The following is an 18506-nucleotide window of genomic DNA, read 5'->3' as shown; positions in this document are numbered from 1 at the left end:
CACATTAATGGGTACTGGTGGTATCATTGCCCGCTTATGTCGTCTGCATAGCACAGAGGACCCTTCAATGAACAGAGAAGAAATGCACTGTGATGTTGTCAAAATTTAAGCGTAATAAACATCAACAACACCTTGCCCAACTACCCAAGATTTCTCAGTCAGTTGATGATGTAGATTTCTTTTATGCTCCCGCTAATTTCAGGGAGACTCTGCTGGAAAAAATCGCCAGCGCGACGCGACGGATCTGCATTATTGCGCTGTACCTGGAACAGGATGACGGTGGCAAAGGCATACTCGACGCGCTCTATGCGGCAAAACGGCAGCGTCCTGAACTGGATGTCCGGGTGCTTGTCGACTGGCACCGAGCCCAGCGCGGGCGCATTGGTGCTGCGGCATCTAATACCAATGCTGACTGGTATTGCCGCATGGCGCAAGAAAACCCCGGTATCGATATTCCTGTCTATGGCGTGCCGATTAACACGCGCGAAGCCCTTGGCGTTCTGCATTTCAAAGGCTTTATCATCGATGACAGCGTCCTGTATAGCGGCGCCAGCCTGAACGATGTTTATCTGCATCAGCATGATAAATATCGCTACGACCGTTATCAGTTGATTCGCAACGCGCAAATGGCCGATATCATGTTCAATTGGGTGGCGCAAAACCTGATGAATGGTCGCGGCGTTAATCGTCTTGATGATATCAATCGCCCTAAAAGCCCGGAAATTAAAAACGACATCCGCTTGTACCGTCAGGAACTGCGCGATGCGTCATTCCATTTTCAGGGAGATGCGGATAATGAACAGCTTTCTGTTACGCCTCTGGTTGGACTCGGAAAATCCAGTCTGTTAAATAAGACTATTTTCCACCTCATGCCCTGCGCAGAGCACAAACTCACAATTTGCACCCCTTATTTCAATCTGCCCGCCATACTGGTGCGCAATATCATTCAGCTGCTGCGTGAAGGGAAAAAGGTCGAAATCATTGTCGGTGATAAAACCGCCAACGACTTTTACATCCCGGAAGATGAGCCTTTTAAAATCATCGGCGCGCTGCCCTATCTGTATGAAATTAACCTGCGCCGTTTCCTGAGCAGACTGCAATATTATGTGAATACCGACCAGTTAGTCGTGCGCTTATGGAAAGATGATGACAACACTTATCATCTGAAAGGCATGTGGGTTGATGATAAATGGATGCTGCTCACCGGCAACAACCTTAATCCTCGAGCCTGGCGTCTGGATCTGGAAAACGCCATCCTTATCCACGATCCTAAGCAAGAGCTGGCGCCCCAGCGCGATAAAGAGCTGGAGCTTATCCGCACGCATACCACCGTGGTTAAGCACTACCGCGACCTGCAAAGCATTGCTGACTATCCAGTCAAAGTGCGTAAGCTGATCCGTCGACTACGCCGTATTCGTATCGACAGATTAATTAGCCGTATTCTGTAACCAAGACCCCGTCACTGACGGGGTTTTTCATATGGAGGCAACGGTGCGCCTGTTTATCCTTACCAGTATCCTGGCTATTTCTGGCTGCAGCCACATGGCAAACGACCGCTGGAGCGGACAAGACAAAGCTCAACATTTTATTGCCTCCGCCATGCTTGCCGCAGCCGGTAACGAATATGCCCAGCATCAGGGTAACAACCGAGATCGCAGTGCGGCTATTGGCTTGATGTTCTCAGTCAGCCTGGGCGCATCAAAAGAGCTGTGGGACAGCCGCCCCGCTGGGAGCGGCTGGAGCTGGAAGGACTTTGCCTGGGATGTTGCGGGCGCCTCAACCGGCTATGCAGTCTGGCAACTGGCGCATCATTAGAGGCGCAGCCCTTTCCCCTTACCATGCAGCATCAGCGATACTAAAAATGCGACGACTGCCAGCGCGGTAACGTACCAGAAGAATGTGGTTTCCATCCCGATGGATTTCAGGGATAAGGCAACATATTCGGCTGAACCACCAAACAGAGCATTCGCCACCGCATAAGATAACCCAACCCCCAGGGCGCGTACCTGCGCCGGAAACATCTCAGCCTTCAGAATGCCGCTGATGGACGTATAGAAACTCACGATCAACAAGGCGCACATTACCAGAGTAAACGCCATATACGGAGACGTCACGTTTTGCAATGCTGTCAAAATGGGAACGGTGAAAATCGCAGCTAATGCGCCAAAGCATAGCATGGAAGTACGTCGGCCAATTTTATCTGACAAAGCGCCAAACAATGGTTGCACCAGCATGAACACACACAGTGCCGCCGTCATAATCCCGCTGGCTACGTTGGCATGCATACCTGCGGTATTAACCAGGTACTTCTGCATATAGGTTGTGAAGGTGTAAAAACACAGCGAGCCAGTAGCAGTAAAGCCAAGCACCATGATGAAGGCTTTGCGATTACGCCACAGACCTTTCAGAGAACCCGCTTCTTTCAGCGCGCGAACATCCTGTTTCGAGGTTTCATCCAACTGGCGACGCAGCCATAGCGCGACAATAGCTAACACGGCGCCCAGCGCAAATGGAATACGCCACCCCCACTCTCTGAGCGCTGAATCTTCTAAGGTTTGCTGTAAAATGACCACAACCAGTAATGCCAATAGCTGCCCGCCAATTAACGTTACGTACTGGAATGAAGCATAAAAACCTTTCTTACCTTCAATGGCCACTTCACTCATGTAGGTAGCGCTGGTCCCGTATTCGCCCCCGACAGACAGTCCCTGAAATAGTCTGGCCAGCAGCAATAGCGCAGGAGCCCAGGTACCGATGGTTTCATACCCCGGAAGACAAGCGATCACCAGCGATCCCATACACATCATACAAACTGACAGCAGCATGGATTTTTTGCGCCCGTGCTTATCAGCGATGCGACCAAACAACCAGCCGCCAATTGGTCGCATCAGAAAGCCTGCGGCAAAAACGCCGGCAGTCTGTAAGAGTTGCGTAGTGGTGTTTCCTGATGGAAAAAAGATATGAGCAAAATAGAGAGAGCAGAAAGAATAGATATAGAAATCAAACCATTCGACCAGATTCCCTGATGATGCTCCGACAATCGCCCAAATACGACGACGGGTATCGCCGTCTGTCAGCGTCCCGTTCTCAGTTACACTGCTATCAGCCATTAGAATTATACCCCTGCCAAGGATCGCGTGAATTTATCAATGCTAGTTGTGTCTTTTTTGGTAAATTAAATGTTATATAATTGTTATAATTAATTATGCGATATAAGTCACGGTTTTAATTAGCACAGAAAGGATTCAGATATGTTCGAGGGGATAGCGTCGGAGGTCGCATAAGGCGACAGGCGGAGTTTATTTCACACAGACGCAAAAAAGCCCATCCGGCAGGATGGGCTTCTTCACTTTATTTGATGCCTGGCAGTTCCCTACTCTCGCATGGGGAGACCCCACACTACCATCGGCGCTACGGCGTTTCACTTCTGAGTTCGGCATGGGGTCAGGTGGGACCACCGCGCTACAGCCGCCAGGCAAATTCTGTTTATTAACCCGCTTTTCGCCGGTTAATGTCATCTGTATCAGGCTGAAAATCTGTCTTCTCAAATCCGCCAAAACACCTTCGGCGTTGTAAGGTTAAGCCTCACGGTTCATTAGTATCGGTTAGCTCAACGTATCGCTACGCTTACACACCCGACCTATCAACGTCGTCGTCTTCAACGTTCCTTCAGGAGACTTTAAGTCTCAGGGAGAACTCATCTCGGGGCAAGTTTCGTGCTTAGATGCTTTCAGCACTTATCTCTTCCGCATTTAGCTACCGGGCAGTGCCATTGGCATGACAACCCGAACACCAGTGATGCGTCCACTCCGGTCCTCTCGTACTAGGAGCAGCCCCCCTCAATTCTCCAGCGCCCACGGCAGATAGGGACCGAACTGTCTCACGACGTTCTAAACCCAGCTCGCGTACCACTTTAAATGGCGAACAGCCATACCCTTGGGACCTACTTCAGCCCCAGGATGTGATGAGCCGACATCGAGGTGCCAAACACCGCCGTCGATATGAACTCTTGGGCGGTATCAGCCTGTTATCCCCGGAGTACCTTTTATCCGTTGAGCGATGGCCCTTCCATTCAGAACCACCGGATCACTAAGACCTGCTTTCGCACCTGCTCGAGCCGTCACTCTCGCAGTCAAGCTAGCTTATGCCTTTGCACTAACCTCCTGATGTCCGACCAGGATTAGCTAACCTTCGTGCTCCTCCGTTACTCTTTGGGAGGAGACCGCCCCAGTCAAACTACCCACCAGACACTGTCCGCAACCCGGATTACGGGCCCACGTTAGAACACCAGCCATTAAAGGGTGGTATTTCAAGGACGGCTCCATGCAGACTGGCGTCCACACTTCAAAGCCTCCCACCTATCCTACACATCAAGGACCAGTGTTCAGTGTCAAGCTATAGTAAAGGTTCACGGGGTCTTTCCGTCTTGCCGCGGGTACACTGCATCTTCACAGCGAGTTCAATTTCACTGAGTCTCGGGTGGAGACAGCCTGGCCATCATTACGCCATTCGTGCAGGTCGGAACTTACCCGACAAGGAATTTCGCTACCTTAGGACCGTTATAGTTACGGCCGCCGTTTACCGGGGCTTCGATCAAGAGCTTCTCCTTACGGATAACCCCATCAATTAACCTTCCGGCACCGGGCAGGCGTCACACCGTATACGTCCACTTTCGTGTTTGCACAGTGCTGTGTTTTTAATAAACAGTTGCAGCCAGCTGGTATCTTCGACTGATTTCAGCTCCATGAGTAAATCACTTCACCTACCTATCAGCGTGCCTTCTCCCGAAGTTACGGCACCATTTTGCCTAGTTCCTTCACCCGAGTTCTCTCAAGCGCCTTGGTATTCTCTACCTGACCACCTGTGTCGGTTTGGGGTACGATTTGATGTTACCTGATGCTTAGAGGCTTTTCCTGGAAGCAGGGCATTTGTCACTTCAGCACCGTAGTGCCTCGTCATCACACCTCAGCGTTAAAAGGTACCGGATTTACCTGGAACCTCCGCCTACATGCTTAAACCGGGACAACCGTCGCCCGGCCGACATAGCCTTCTCCGTCCCCCCTTCGCAGTAACACCAAGTACAGGAATATTAACCTGTTTCCCATCGACTACGCCTTTCGGCCTCGCCTTAGGGGTCGACTCACCCTGCCCCGATTAACGTTGGACAGGAACCCTTGGTCTTCCGGCGTGCGGGTTTTTCACCCGCATTATCGTTACTTATGTCAGCATTCGCACTTCTGATACCTCCAGCAACCCTCACAGGCCACCTTCAACGGCTTACAGAACGCTCCCCTACCCAACAACACATAGTGTCGCTGCCGCAGCTTCGGTGCATGGTTTAGCCCCGTTACATCTTCCGCGCAGGCCGACTCGACCAGTGAGCTATTACGCTTTCTTTAAATGATGGCTGCTTCTAAGCCAACATCCTGGCTGTCTGTGCCTTCCCACATCGTTTCCCACTTAACCATGACTTTGGGACCTTAGCTGGCGGTCTGGGTTGTTTCCCTCTTCACGACGGACGTTAGCACCCGCCGTGTGTCTCCCGTGATAACATTCTTCGGTATTCGCAGTTTGCATCGGGTTGGTAAGTCGGGATGACCCCCTAGCCGAAACAGTGCTCTACCCCCGAAGATGAATTCACGAGGCGCTACCTAAATAGCTTTCGGGGAGAACCAGCTATCTCCCGGTTTGATTGGCCTTTCACCCCCAGCCACAAGTCATCCGCTAATTTTTCAACATTAGTCGGTTCGGTCCTCCAGTTAGTGTTACCCAACCTTCAACCTGCCCATGGCTAGATCACCGGGTTTCGGGTCTATACCCTGCAACTTAACGCCCAGTTAAGACTCGGTTTCCCTTCGGCTCCCCTATACGGTTAACCTTGCTACAGAATATAAGTCGCTGACCCATTATACAAAAGGTACGCAGTCACACCCGAAGGTGCTCCCACTGCTTGTACGTACACGGTTTCAGGTTCTTTTTCACTCCCCTCGCCGGGGTTCTTTTCGCCTTTCCCTCACGGTACTGGTTCACTATCGGTCAGTCAGGAGTATTTAGCCTTGGAGGATGGTCCCCCCATATTCAGACAGGATACCACGTGTCCCGCCCTACTCTTCGAGTTCACAACCTGTGCATTTTTGTGTACGGGACTATCACCCTGTACCGTCGGACTTTCCAGACCGTTCCACTAACACACATGCTGATTCAGACTCTGGGCTGCTCCCCGTTCGCTCGCCGCTACTGGGGGAATCTCGGTTGATTTCTTTTCCTCGGGGTACTTAGATGTTTCAGTTCCCCCGGTTCGCTTCGTTAACCTATGTATTCAGTTAACGATAGTGTGACGAATCACACTGGGTTTCCCCATTCGGAAATCGCCGGTTATAACGGTTCATATCACCTTACCGGCGCTTATCGCAGATTAGCACGTCCTTCATCGCCTCTGACTGCCAGGGCATCCACCGTGTACGCTTAGTCGCTTAACCTCACAACCCGAAGATGTTTCACTTCTGATTGCGAAAATTTGAGAGACTCGAACACACCGCTTTTCATTTCTTGTTTACGGAGAAATGAAACAGTGTGTCGTTTCAATTTTCAGCTTGATCCAGATTTTTAAAGAGCAAATATCTCAAACATGACTCGCAAGTCAGTTTTGAGATATCAGGGTGCGCGTCTTTCACTCACGAACCAGCAAGTGGCGTCCCCTAGGGGATTCGAACCCCTGTTACCGCCGTGAAAGGGCGGTGTCCTGGGCCTCTAGACGAAGGGGACACTGAAGTCTCAATCGCAAGACGCCTTGCTATTCACTTTTCATCAGACAATCTGTGTGAGCACTGCAAAGGTCGGTTCTTTAAGGTAAGGAGGTGATCCAACCGCAGGTTCCCCTACGGTTACCTTGTTACGACTTCACCCCAGTCATGAATCACAAAGTGGTAAGCGCCCTCCCGAAGGTTAAGCTACCTACTTCTTTTGCAACCCACTCCCATGGTGTGACGGGCGGTGTGTACAAGGCCCGGGAACGTATTCACCGTGGCATTCTGATCCACGATTACTAGCGATTCCGACTTCATGGAGTCGAGTTGCAGACTCCAATCCGGACTACGACATACTTTATGAGGTCCGCTTGCTCTCGCGAGGTCGCTTCTCTTTGTATATGCCATTGTAGCACGTGTGTAGCCCTACTCGTAAGGGCCATGATGACTTGACGTCATCCCCACCTTCCTCCAGTTTATCACTGGCAGTCTCCTTTGAGTTCCCGGCCGGACCGCTGGCAACAAAGGATAAGGGTTGCGCTCGTTGCGGGACTTAACCCAACATTTCACAACACGAGCTGACGACAGCCATGCAGCACCTGTCTCAGAGTTCCCGAAGGCACCAAAGCATCTCTGCTAAGTTCTCTGGATGTCAAGAGTAGGTAAGGTTCTTCGCGTTGCATCGAATTAAACCACATGCTCCACCGCTTGTGCGGGCCCCCGTCAATTCATTTGAGTTTTAACCTTGCGGCCGTACTCCCCAGGCGGTCGACTTAACGCGTTAGCTCCGGAAGCCACGCCTCAAGGGCACAACCTCCAAGTCGACATCGTTTACGGCGTGGACTACCAGGGTATCTAATCCTGTTTGCTCCCCACGCTTTCGCACCTGAGCGTCAGTCTTTGTCCAGGGGGCCGCCTTCGCCACCGGTATTCCTCCAGATCTCTACGCATTTCACCGCTACACCTGGAATTCTACCCCCCTCTACAAGACTCTAGCCTGCCAGTTTCGGATGCAGTTCCCAGGTTGAGCCCGGGGATTTCACATCCGACTTGACAGACCGCCTGCGTGCGCTTTACGCCCAGTAATTCCGATTAACGCTTGCACCCTCCGTATTACCGCGGCTGCTGGCACGGAGTTAGCCGGTGCTTCTTCTGCGAGTAACGTCAATCGCTGTGGTTATTAACCACAACGCCTTCCTCCTCGCTGAAAGTACTTTACAACCCGAAGGCCTTCTTCATACACGCGGCATGGCTGCATCAGGCTTGCGCCCATTGTGCAATATTCCCCACTGCTGCCTCCCGTAGGAGTCTGGACCGTGTCTCAGTTCCAGTGTGGCTGGTCATCCTCTCAGACCAGCTAGGGATCGTCGCCTAGGTGAGCCGTTACCCCACCTACTAGCTAATCCCATCTGGGCACATCCGATGGCAAGAGGCCCGAAGGTCCCCCTCTTTGGTCTTGCGACATTATGCGGTATTAGCTACCGTTTCCAGTAGTTATCCCCCTCCATCGGGCAGTTTCCCAGACATTACTCACCCGTCCGCCACTCGTCACCCGAGAGCAAGCTCTCTGTGCTACCGTTCGACTTGCATGTGTTAGGCCTGCCGCCAGCGTTCAATCTGAGCCATGATCAAACTCTTCAATTTAAGTTTGATGCTCGTGAATTAAACTTCGTAATGAATTACGTGTTCACTCAGAGACTTGGTATTCATTTTTCGTCTTGCGACGTTAAGAATCCGTATCCTCGAGTGCCCACACAGATTGTCTGATAAATTGTTAAAGAGCAGTGCCGCTTCGCTTTTTCTCAGCGACGCGGGGTGTGCATATTACGCTATCCCACTTCAGAGTCAAGCGTTTATTTACGCTTTTCTCCGCTGACCCGGCGGCGTGTAATCCGTTGTTCCGTGTCAGTGGAGGCGCATTATAGGGAGTTATTTCAGGCTGACAAGTTAAAAATACAAAAAACTTATCAAACGATTACTTTTCACTCAACCCTTCTATTTTTGCCTGGTTTTTAAACAAAAACGAGCCCCACAGGGCTCGTTTATTATCGTTTTGTGACTTACTGCACTGCCACGATACGGTCGTCGTTCACTTCCAGGCGAATGGCTTTGCCAGGAATCAGCTCCCCAGACAAAATTTGCTGCGCCAGCGGGTTTTCGATCTGTTGCTGGATAGCGCGTTTCAATGGACGCGCGCCATATACCGGATCGTAACCATTCGCGCTCAGCAGTTTGAGCGCTTCGTCTGAGATATGGATTTCATAGCCACGCTCTTCCAGACGTTTATACAGACGCTGCAGTTGGATCTGAGCAATAGAAGCAATATGCTGCTCACCCAACGGATGGAATACCACAACCTCATCTATACGGTTGATAAATTCCGGGCGGAAGTTATGGCTCACAACGCCCAGCACCATATCCTTCATGTGGCTGTAATCGAGTTCGCCAAAACGTTCCTGGATCAGATCAGAGCCCAGGTTCGAAGTCATGATGACCACCGTATTACGGAAGTCGACCGTTCTCCCCTGCCCGTCGGTCAGACGACCATCGTCAAGCACCTGCAGCAGAATGTTGAACACATCCGGATGCGCTTTCTCCACTTCATCCAGCAGGATGACGGAGTAAGGACGACGGCGCACTGCTTCAGTGAGATACCCCCCCTCTTCGTAGCCGACATATCCCGGAGGCGCACCGACCAGACGAGACACCGAGTGTTTCTCCATAAACTCGGACATATCGATACGCACCATTGCATCGTCACTGTCGAACATAAAGTTTGCCAGCGCTTTACACAGTTCGGTTTTACCGACACCGGTCGGCCCAAGGAACAGGAATGAACCAATCGGACGGTTCGGGTCAGACAGCCCAGCACGGCTACGGCGAATCGCGTTAGATACCGCTTCAACCGCTTCGTTCTGGCCAATCACACGGCTGTGCAACTCCTGCTCCATACGCAACAGTTTTTCCCGTTCGCCTTCCAACATGCGGGCAACCGGGATCCCCGTCCAACGCGCCAGCACTTCAGCAATTTCTGCATCGGTCACTTTGTTACGCAACAGACGCATAGTTTTACCTTCCGACTGGGTAGCGGCTTCCAGCTGTTTTTCCAGCTCCGGGATTTTACCGTACTGCAGCTCGGACATCCGCGCCAGGTCGCCCACACGACGCGCCTGCTCGATGGCGATCTTCGCCTGCTCCAGCTCAGCCTTAATCGTCTGAGTACCGGAGAGCGAGGCTTTTTCCGCTTTCCACTCTTCTTCTAACTCAGAATACTGGCGCTCTTTGTCGTCCAGTTCTTCGTTGAGCATATCAAGACGTTTTTTACTCGCCTCATCAGACTCTTTCATTAATGCCTGCTGTTCCAGTTTGAGCTGGATAATACGGCGGTCGAGTCTGTCCAGTTCTTCCGGCTTGGAGTCAATCTGCATACGAATGCTGGATGCCGCTTCATCGATCAGGTCGATGGCTTTATCCGGCAACTGACGGTCGGCAATATAGCGGTGAGACAGCGTCGCTGCCGCAACAATCGCCGGGTCAGTGATCTGCACATGGTGGTGCAGCTCATAACGTTCTTTCAGACCACGCAAAATGGCGATGGTGTCTTCTACTGAAGGTTCGGCCACAAACACTTTCTGGAAACGGCGTTCCAGCGCCGCATCTTTTTCGATGTACTGACGATATTCATCGAGCGTGGTTGCGCCTACGCAGTGCAGTTCCCCACGCGCCAGCGCCGGTTTTAGCATGTTCCCGGCGTCCATGGCGCCATCGGCTTTACCCGCGCCAACCATGGTATGCAGCTCATCAATAAACAGAATGACGTTGCCTTCTTGTTTAGAGAGATCGTTCAGCACACCTTTTAAACGTTCTTCAAACTCGCCACGATATTTTGCCCCGGCCACCAGCGCGCCCATATCCAGCGCCAGTACGCGGCGGCCTTTTAAGCCTTCCGGCACTTCGCCGTTGATAATACGCTGCGCCAGTCCTTCAACGATGGCGGTTTTACCGACGCCAGGTTCACCAATCAATACCGGGTTATTTTTAGTACGACGTTGCAGCACCTGAATGGTGCGGCGAATTTCTTCATCACGACCGATAACCGGATCGAGCTTGCCCTGTTCGGCGCGTTCGGTCAGATCGACGGTATATTTTTTCAAGGCCTGACGTTGGTCTTCAGCTCCCTGATCATTCACGCTTTCACCTCCACGCATTTGTTCAATTGCCTGAGTGATATTGGCGGTCGTCGCCCCTGCTGATTTTAATAAATCGGTCAGCGTACCGCGTGACTCAAGCGCCGCCAGAACGAACAGCTCTGACGAAATAAAGTTGTCCCCTCGTTTTTGCGCCAGCTTGTCGCAAAGATTCAGTACACGCACCAGATCCTGAGAAGGCTGCACATCACCGCCGGTACCTTCTACCTGCGGCAAGCGGCTCAACGCCTGGTCAATGGCTGTACGTAACTGGCCGGCATTAATGCCAGCAGAGGTTAATAAAGGACGTACCGATCCCCCTTCCTGATTCAGCAAGGCGCTCATTAGATGAAGTGGTTCGATGAATTGATTGTCGTGCCCCAATGCGAGTGACTGGGCATCGGCAAGAGCAAGCTGGAATTTATTAGTAAGACGATCCAGACGCATAACTCCTCCCATAACAGGTCAAAATTGCTACTGGAGATTAAATGAGGTCATCCCTCAATTATTCAAGGTGAATGACCTGAATTATGTGAAAAGAAAATTACACGTACCGGATCGTCTTGATTCTTTAGGTTATATCAGCCAAATAAAACTTGCCATACGACCCGTGGTATTGTCGCGACGATAAGAGAAGAAAGTCTCACTTTCGCTGAAGGTGCACCGGTCACCGCCGTAGAGGTGCGTCACGCCGACATTTACCAGACGCTGGCGCGCAAGCTGGTAGATATCCGCCAGATATTTGTCTGCGCGCGGTACAAATGCGAGGTCCGCCTGCGGATCATGCGCCATGAACGCTGCGCGGACTTCTGGCCCCACTTCAAACGCGTTCGGGCCAATCGCCGGGCCTAGCCAGGCAATAATGTTTTCAGGTTTGTCGGCAAAACACGCCACCGTCTCTTCCAGCACACCGGCGCATAATCCGCGCCAACCTGCATGGGCCGCCGCGACTTCCGTACCTGCACGATTACAAAATAGTACGGGCAGACAGTCCGCCGTCATCACCGCACACACGGTACCAGGCGTATTGCTGTATGACGCATCCGCACGTTTGGAGGAGTACGGCTCGCCCGTCAGTTTCAGGACGTCCTTGCCGTGAACCTGTTCCAGCCAGACTGGCTTTGAAGGCAGATTGCCCGCAGCAAACAGTCGTTTGCGGTTCTCTTCGACATGCTCCGGGTTATCGCCGCAATGGGCGCCCAAATTCAGCGAATCATAAGGCGGCATACTGATACCGCCAATACGGGTAGAACTACATGCCGCAACACCTTGCGGTAGCGGCCACTGCGGGACAATTAGCTTACTCATAACCAGGCAATATCATCCTTATGTTCTTCGAAATCAGCGCGCATCACTTCAATCAATTCCACCATATCTTGCGGAATTGGCGCATGCCATTCCATTTCGATACCGGAAATCGGGTGATACAGACGCAGCATGGTCGCGTGCAGCGCCTGACGGTCGAACTTACGCAATACGGAAATAAATTCGTCAGAAGCGCCTTTTGGTGGACGCGGACGACCACCGTAGACCGGATCGCCCACCAGCGGATGAGTGATATGCGCCATGTGCACGCGGATCTGGTGCGTACGTCCGGTTTCCAGACGCAACCGCAGACGCGTGTGCACACGGAAGTGTTCCATAATACGATAGTGCGTCACCGCCGGTTTACCCATCGGGTGTACCGCCATGTGTGTACGCTTGGTCGGGTGACGGCTAATCGGCTCTTCAACGGTTCCGCCCGCTGTCATATGACCAATCGCCACGGCTTCGTACTCACGGGTAATTTCACGCAGCTGTAATGACTCCACCAGACGCGTTTGCGCCGGAACGGTTTTTGCCACCACCATTAATCCGGTCGTGTCTTTGTCCAGACGATGGACGATACCCGCGCGAGGAACATCCGCAATTGGCGGGTAGTAATGCAGCAACGCATTCAATACCGTGCCATCAGGATTGCCTGCGCCCGGATGCACCACGAGGTCACGCGGTTTGTTGATAACAAGAATGTCATCATCTTCATACACGATATCCAGCGGGATATCCTGAGGTTCAAAACGAACCTCTTCGTCAATTTCTGCATTGATGGAGACCTGCTCTCCACCCAACACTTTTTCTTTCGGTTTATCGCAAAGATTGCCATTTACCAGCACGCGCTGGTCGAGGATCCATTCTTTTATGCGCGATCGCGAATAATCAGGGAACAATTCGGCCAAAGCCTGATCTAAGCGTTGACCGAGCTGATTTTCGGAGACTGTTGCGGTGAGTTCTACTCGTTGTGCCATAAACTGCTTCTTTGTTTAACGTTGGGTTTTACGGCTTTGCCGTTTAATATAGTGTGCTATTGTAGCTGGTCTTAACCGGGAGCAGGAACAGAGAATCTCCCGTAAAACATTTTGAGGAAAGTCAAAACGTCATGACGCGCATGAAATATCTGGTGGCAGCAGCCACGTTGAGCCTGTTTTTGGCGGGTTGCTCTGGTTCAAAGGAAGAGGTGCCCGATAATCCGCCAAATGAAATCTACGCGACTGCTCAGCAAAAGCTGCAGGACGGTAACTGGAAACAGGCAATAACGCAATTGGAAGCGTTGGATAACCGTTATCCATTTGGACCGTATTCTCAGCAGGTGCAATTAGATCTCATCTACGCCTACTACAAAAACGCCGATCTGCCACTTGCTCAGGCTGCCATCGATCGTTTTATCCGTCTTAATCCGACACACCCTAACATTGATTATGTCATGTATATGCGTGGCCTGACCAATATGGCGTTGGATGATAGCGCACTGCAAGGATTCTTTGGGGTTGATCGCAGCGATCGCGATCCACAACATGCCCGAGCTGCGTTTAATGACTTTTCCAAACTGGTACGTGGCTATCCGAACAGCCAGTACACCACTGACGCCACTAAACGTCTGGTGTTCCTGAAAGATCGTCTGGCGAAGTATGAATACTCCGTTGCGGAATATTACACTGCCCGTGGCGCATGGGTGGCGGTGGTAAACCGTGTGGAAGGCATGCTGCGCGACTACCCGGATACCCAGGCAACGCGTGATGCTCTGCCGTTAATGGAAAACGCTTATCGCCAGATGCAAATGAATGCTCAGGCAGAAAAAGTAGCGAAAATCATTGCCGCCAACAGCAGTAACACCTGATTTACCTCAGAATGCAAAACGGCAGCCCCAAGGGCTGCCGTTTTTTTATCCGTTTACGCCATAACTGAAGCGGTTTAGCTCCAACGCATCTCATCAAATATGGCCTGCTTTCTGCTATTCCTCAAGTAAAAAATCGCTTGTTCCTGCGGTGCCTCACAAAAAGGTTTTCTTGACAAAAAGCGACAAAATAATGTGATTTAAATCACACATTTTGACATTAGGAACGGTATGCTGGAATCACCAAGACGGGAAAGACAAGAGGTAAAATTTATGACAATGAACATTACCAGTAAACAAATGGAAATTACTCCGGCAATTCGCCAGCATGTCGCAGACCGTCTCGCCAAACTTGAAAAATGGCAAACTCATCTGATTAATCCACATATCATTCTGTCTAAGGAGCCACAGGGTTTCATTGCTGATGCCACCATCAATACACCGAACGGACATCTGGTCGCCAGCGCAAAACACGAGGATATGTACACCGCAATTAACGATTTGATCAACAAGCTGGAACGGCAGCTCAATAAAGTGCAGCACAAAGGCGAAGCCCGTCGTGCAACGACTTCAGTCAAAGACGCCAACTTCGTCGAAGCAGAAGAAGAGTAGTCCCTTACATTGAGTGTATCGCCAACGCGCCTTCGGGCGCGTTTTTTGTTGACAGGGTGAAAACAGTACGGGTACTTTACTGACGTAGCCAAAGGAAAATTACATGAAACTTGTCCCGTTCTTCTTCGCATTCTTTTTTACCTTCCCCTGAATGGGAGGCGTTTCGTCGTGTGATAAAGAATGCGAAGACGAACAATAAGGCCTCCCACAACGGGGGGCCTTTTTTATTGATAACAAGAAAGGCAACACTATGACATCGGAAAACCCATTGCTGGCGCTGCGCGATAAAATCAGTTCGCTGGATGAAAAATTACTGGCCCTGCTGGCTGAACGGCGTGGGCTGGCCGTAGAAGTCGGTAAAGCTAAACTGCTTTCACATCGTCCAGTACGTGATATCGACCGCGAACGCGATCTGTTAGACCGGCTGATTCAGCTTGGCAAAGCGCATCATCTCGACGCGCACTATATCACCCGCTTGTTCCAACTGATTATCGAAGACTCCGTCCTGACGCAGCAGGCACTGCTCCAGCAACATCTGAACAAAATTAACCCGCATTCCGCGCGCGTCGCCTTCCTTGGACCAAAAGGCTCATACTCACACCTCGCCGCACGTCAGTATGCTGCCCGTCATTTTGAACAATTCATTGAAAGCGGCTGCGCGAAATTTGCCGATATCTTTAATCAGGTCGAAACCGGACAAGCTGACTATGCGGTCGTCCCGATTGAAAACACCAGCTCCGGTGGGATTAACGACGTCTACGACCTGCTGCAGCACACCAGTCTGTCTATCGTTGGCGAGATGACTATTACGATTGACCACTGCGTACTGGTATCCGGCACAACCGATCTCGAGACCATTGATACGGTATACAGCCACCCGCAGCCGTTCCAACAGTGCAGCAAGTTCCTGAGCCGTTACCCACACTGGAAGATTGAGTACACCGAAAGCACCTCAGCGGCGATGGAAAAAGTTGCACAAGCTAACTCACCGCGCGTAGCCGCATTGGGGAGCGAAGCCGGAGGCGTACTGTATGGTTTGCAGGTTCTCGAGCATATCGAAGCTAACCAGACACAAAACATCACCCGCTTTGTGGTACTGGCACGCAAGGCTATCAATGTTTCCGACCAGGTTCCGGCTAAAACCACGCTGCTGATGGCAACAGGCCAACAGGCCGGTGCGCTGGTTGAAGCGCTGCTGGTACTGCGTAACCATAATCTGATTATGACTAAACTGGAGTCACGCCCGATTCACGGCAATCCATGGGAAGAGATGTTTTATCTTGATATCCAGGCGAATCTGGAATCCCCCCAAATGCAAAAAGCGTTAAAGGAATTGGGGGAGATTACGCGTTCGATGAAGGTGCTGGGATGTTACCCGAGTGAGAACGTGGTGCCGGTCGATCCGAGTTAACGTGACAATGCCGGATGGCGCTAAGCTTATCCGGCATCTTACTTAAGGACGGCTGTCATTCGCCTGGCGCAACAAAGTACGGCTTTCGCTCTGGAAGCGTTTCGCATAATCGCCAAACCAGTGCTCCACCTTACGGAAGCTGTCGATAAACGCTTGCTTATCGCCCTGCTCCAGTAAACCAATCGCCTCACCAAAACGTTGATAGTAGCGTTTGATCAGCGCAAGGTTGCTCTCAGACGACATAATGATATCGGCATACAGCTGCGGATCCTGGGCAAACAGGCGTCCAACCATCGCCAGTTCAAGGCGATAAATCGGCGAAGAGAGCGCCAGCAATTGTTCCAGTTGCACGTTTTCTTCCGCCAGGTGCAGACCATAGGCGAAGGTCGCAAAGTGACGCAAGGCCTGAATAAACGCCATATTCTGGTCGTGTTCAACGGCGCTGATCCGATGCAGCCGCGCGCCCCAGACCTGAATCTGTTCCAGGAACCACTGATAGGCTTCCGGCTGACGTCCATCACACCAGACAACCACCTGTTTTGCCAGACTGCCGCTGTCCGGACCAAACATGGGATGTAACCCCACCACCGGACCATCGTGCGCTGCCAGCATCGCCTGTAAAGGACCATTTTTCACCGATGCCAAATCGACCAGGATACAGTCAGACGGCAGACGCGGTAATTTAGCGATCACCTGCTCGGTGACGTGGATCGGCACGCTGACGATCACCATGCCTGCATCAGAGACGATCTCCGACGCGCGATCCCAGTCCTGCTGTTCCAGGATCCGCACCTGATAACCTGACAGAGTGAGCATTTTTTCGAAAAGACGCCCCATCTGACCACCGCCGCCGACGATCACTACCGGTCGTAGGGAAGGACAAAGCGTTTTAAATCCTTTGTCATTTTCACTGGAGTAGGACTCGCGCATAACCCGGCGCAGCACATCTTCAATCAGATCCGGCGGTACGCCAAGGGCTTCCGCTTCCGCGCGGCGTGAAGCCAGCATAGAGGCCTCCCGCTCCGGCACGTAAATCGGCAGCCCAAAGCGGCTTTTTACTTCACCGACTTCAGCAACCAGCTCCAGGCGGCGTGCCAGCAAATCCAGCAGCGCCTTGTCGACTTCATCAATTTGATCGCGTAATGCGGTCAATTCAGCAACCATAACCAACCTCTTATGCTACACGCGCCGACAGCTGGCCGTTTAAATCCAGGCTAATTTCACGCAGTAGCGCATCCGTCATTTCCCAGCTAATGCAGGCATCGGTTACGGACACGCCGTATTTCATTGCGCTGCGCGGCTGTTCGGAAGACTGGTTGCCTTCATGAATATTACTTTCAATCATCAAACCAATGATCGAGCGATTGCCATCTTTGATTTGCGCAATCACGGATTCAGCCACGGCAGGCTGACGGCGGTAATCTTTATTGGAGTTACCATGACTGCAATCTACCATCAGGGAAGGTCTTAGTCCCGCCTGTTCCATCTCTTTTTCGCACTGGGCAACATCTGCCGGGCTGTAGTTCGGCGCTTTGCCGCCACGCAGGATCACATGACCGTCCGGATTGCCCTGAGTTTGCAGCAGCGCTACCTGCCCTGCCTGGTTAATACCGACAAAACGGTGTGACTGCGCCGCGGCACGCATGGCGTTGATCGCGGTGGCCAGGCTGCCGTCAGTGCCGTTCTTAAAGCCAACCGGCATCGAAAGACCAGAAGCCATTTCACGGTGAGTCTGTGATTCCGTGGTACGCGCACCGATTGCTGACCAGCTAAACAGATCGCCCAGGTATTGCGGGCTATTAGGATCCAGGGCTTCAGTTGCCAGCGGAAGTCCCATATTTACCAGTTCAAGCAGCAACTGACGCGCAATTTTCAGTCCAGCTTCAACATCAAAAGAGCCATCCATATGAGGATCGTTAATTAACCCTTTCCAACCAACGGTAGTACGGGGTTTTTCAAAATAGACGCGCATCACCAGGTAGAGGTTATCGCTGACCTCTGCGGCAAGGGCTTTAAATCGACGAGCGTACTCAATTGCCATTTCAGGATCGTGAATGGAGCACGGACCACATACCACCAGCAGGCGCGGATCGCGACCGGAGATAATATCTGAAATGGTTTTACGCGACTGGGCGATTTGCGCCTCTTGTGCCTGGCTCAGCGGAAATTCAGCTTTCAGCTGTTCCGGAGTCATCAGAACCTGTTCGTCGGTAATATGTACGTTGTTCAGCGCGTCTTTTTGCATGATGGTGATCCTGTTTAGCTCGTTTGCGATAGTTGATCCTCAGCGAGGAGGAAATAACGATATCACAACAGGTAAAGATTTCAATCCATAATCCGTAAAATTTAATTTACATCGAGCTATTAATCACTAAATAAGGCCTACATGAGTGTATAGT

12 protein-coding genes, 1 tRNA gene, 3 rRNA genes and 1 other annotated feature are annotated in these 18506 nt (G+C 51.6%); of the genes, 6 read left to right on the top strand and 10 right to left on the bottom strand.

The window, feature by feature from the left end:
• Positions 1-92 precede the first annotated feature (92 nt).
• Entirely contained in the window at positions 93-1448 is a 1356-nt protein-coding gene (gene pssA, locus ICA20_RS06425) for a CDP-diacylglycerol--serine O-phosphatidyltransferase (protein WP_038642732.1), read from the top strand.
• A 43-nt stretch (positions 1449-1491) separates the two neighbouring features.
• A complete protein-coding gene (locus ICA20_RS06420) occupies positions 1492-1815 on the top strand; it encodes a YfiM family lipoprotein (RefSeq protein ID WP_038643310.1) in 324 nt (107 codons plus the stop codon).
• Here the strand turns inward: ICA20_RS06420 and ICA20_RS06415 are convergent.
• The 8 genes from ICA20_RS06415 to rluD all read right to left on the bottom strand — a co-directional run bounded on the left by ICA20_RS06415 (position 1812) and on the right by rluD (position 13218).
• Positions 1812-3110: an MFS transporter gene (locus tag ICA20_RS06415; RefSeq protein WP_038642734.1), complete on the bottom strand. Its 1299-nt coding sequence runs from the start codon at positions 3108-3110 to the stop codon at positions 1812-1814. The genes ICA20_RS06420 and ICA20_RS06415 overlap by 4 nt on opposite strands.
• A 250-nt stretch (positions 3111-3360) precedes the next feature.
• A 5S ribosomal RNA gene (gene rrf / locus ICA20_RS06410) occupies positions 3361-3476 on the bottom strand.
• 98 nt (positions 3477-3574) lie between these two features.
• Positions 3575-6479, bottom strand: a 23S ribosomal RNA gene (locus ICA20_RS06405).
• A gap of 210 nt (positions 6480-6689) precedes the next feature.
• Positions 6690-6765 (bottom strand) — tRNA-Glu (locus ICA20_RS06400).
• A gap of 85 nt (positions 6766-6850) precedes the next feature.
• Positions 6851-8390, bottom strand: a 16S ribosomal RNA gene (locus ICA20_RS06395).
• The 16S, 23S and 5S rRNA genes sit together here with 1 tRNA gene alongside, the layout of an rRNA operon.
• 416 nt (positions 8391-8806) lie before the next feature.
• Positions 8807-11380, bottom strand: coding sequence for an ATP-dependent chaperone ClpB (clpB, locus tag ICA20_RS06390; RefSeq protein ID WP_038642736.1), 2574 nt, complete (start codon positions 11378-11380; stop codon positions 8807-8809).
• A gap of 129 nt (positions 11381-11509) precedes the next feature.
• Positions 11510-12241: a purine nucleoside phosphorylase YfiH gene (gene yfiH, locus ICA20_RS06385; protein ID WP_038642738.1), complete on the bottom strand. Its 732-nt coding sequence runs from the start codon at positions 12239-12241 to the stop codon at positions 11510-11512.
• A complete protein-coding gene (gene rluD / locus ICA20_RS06380; RefSeq protein WP_038642740.1) occupies positions 12238-13218 on the bottom strand; it encodes a 23S rRNA pseudouridine(1911/1915/1917) synthase RluD in 981 nt (326 codons plus the stop codon). Before rluD ends, yfiH begins: the two co-directional genes overlap by 4 nt.
• Positions 13219-13349: 131 nt before the next feature.
• Between rluD and bamD the strand changes: the two genes are divergently transcribed.
• The 4 genes from bamD to pheA all read left to right on the top strand — a co-directional run bounded on the left by bamD (position 13350) and on the right by pheA (position 16107).
• Entirely contained in the window at positions 13350-14087 is a 738-nt protein-coding gene (gene bamD / locus ICA20_RS06375; protein WP_005130417.1) for an outer membrane protein assembly factor BamD, read from the top strand.
• A gap of 270 nt (positions 14088-14357) precedes the next feature.
• Positions 14358-14696: a ribosome-associated translation inhibitor RaiA gene (gene raiA, locus ICA20_RS06370; RefSeq protein ID WP_003031244.1), complete on the top strand. Its 339-nt coding sequence runs from the start codon at positions 14358-14360 to the stop codon at positions 14694-14696.
• A gap of 102 nt (positions 14697-14798) precedes the next feature.
• Positions 14799-14924, top strand: a sequence feature (Phe leader region).
• Positions 14800-14847 carry a pheA operon leader peptide PheL gene (pheL, locus tag ICA20_RS06365; RefSeq protein ID WP_100250063.1) on the top strand — a complete coding sequence of 16 codons (48 nt, stop codon included), beginning with the start codon at positions 14800-14802 and terminating at the stop codon, positions 14845-14847. Its footprint overlaps the feature before it by 48 nt.
• 22 nt (positions 14925-14946) lie before the next feature.
• Entirely contained in the window at positions 14947-16107 is a 1161-nt protein-coding gene (pheA, locus tag ICA20_RS06360) for a bifunctional chorismate mutase/prephenate dehydratase (protein ID WP_038642743.1), read from the top strand.
• Between the two features lie 42 nt (positions 16108-16149).
• Here pheA and tyrA read toward each other — a convergent pair whose 3' ends face one another.
• Both tyrA and aroF read right to left on the bottom strand, forming a co-directional pair.
• A complete protein-coding gene (gene tyrA / locus ICA20_RS06355; RefSeq protein ID WP_038642745.1) occupies positions 16150-17271 on the bottom strand; it encodes a bifunctional chorismate mutase/prephenate dehydrogenase in 1122 nt (373 codons plus the stop codon).
• Between the two features lie 10 nt (positions 17272-17281).
• Positions 17282-18352 carry a 3-deoxy-7-phosphoheptulonate synthase AroF gene (gene aroF, locus ICA20_RS06350; RefSeq protein WP_038642747.1) on the bottom strand — a complete coding sequence of 357 codons (1071 nt, stop codon included), beginning with the start codon at positions 18350-18352 and terminating at the stop codon, positions 17282-17284.
• Between the last annotated feature and the right edge of the window lie 154 nt (positions 18353-18506).

The sequence above is a fragment of the Citrobacter sp. C5_2 genome, assembly GCF_014596845.2.
GTDB classification, from domain to species: domain Bacteria; phylum Pseudomonadota; class Gammaproteobacteria; order Enterobacterales; family Enterobacteriaceae; genus Citrobacter; species Citrobacter werkmanii.
The sequence above is the reverse complement of the archived record's forward strand: the minus strand, read 5'-3'. Positions and strand labels throughout refer to the sequence as shown.

Excerpts from the sequence above, each read along its gene's own strand:
- pssA (WP_038642732.1), top strand. The coding sequence starts at position 93 with ATGTTGTCAAAATTTAAGCGTAATAAACATCAACAACACCTTGCCCAA.
- ICA20_RS06415 (WP_038642734.1), bottom strand. The coding sequence starts at position 3,110 with ATGGCTGATAGCAGTGTAACTGAGAACGGGACGCTGACAGACGGCGAT.
- clpB (WP_038642736.1), bottom strand. The coding sequence starts at position 11,380 with ATGCGTCTGGATCGTCTTACTAATAAATTCCAGCTTGCTCTTGCCGAT.
- yfiH (WP_038642738.1), bottom strand. The coding sequence starts at position 12,241 with ATGAGTAAGCTAATTGTCCCGCAGTGGCCGCTACCGCAAGGTGTTGCG.
- rluD (WP_038642740.1), bottom strand. The coding sequence starts at position 13,218 with ATGGCACAACGAGTAGAACTCACCGCAACAGTCTCCGAAAATCAGCTC.
- bamD (WP_005130417.1), top strand. The coding sequence starts at position 13,350 with ATGACGCGCATGAAATATCTGGTGGCAGCAGCCACGTTGAGCCTGTTT.
- raiA (WP_003031244.1), top strand. The coding sequence starts at position 14,358 with ATGACAATGAACATTACCAGTAAACAAATGGAAATTACTCCGGCAATT.
- pheA (WP_038642743.1), top strand. The coding sequence starts at position 14,947 with ATGACATCGGAAAACCCATTGCTGGCGCTGCGCGATAAAATCAGTTCG.
- tyrA (WP_038642745.1), bottom strand. The coding sequence starts at position 17,271 with ATGGTTGCTGAATTGACCGCATTACGCGATCAAATTGATGAAGTCGAC.
- aroF (WP_038642747.1), bottom strand. The coding sequence starts at position 18,352 with ATGCAAAAAGACGCGCTGAACAACGTACATATTACCGACGAACAGGTT.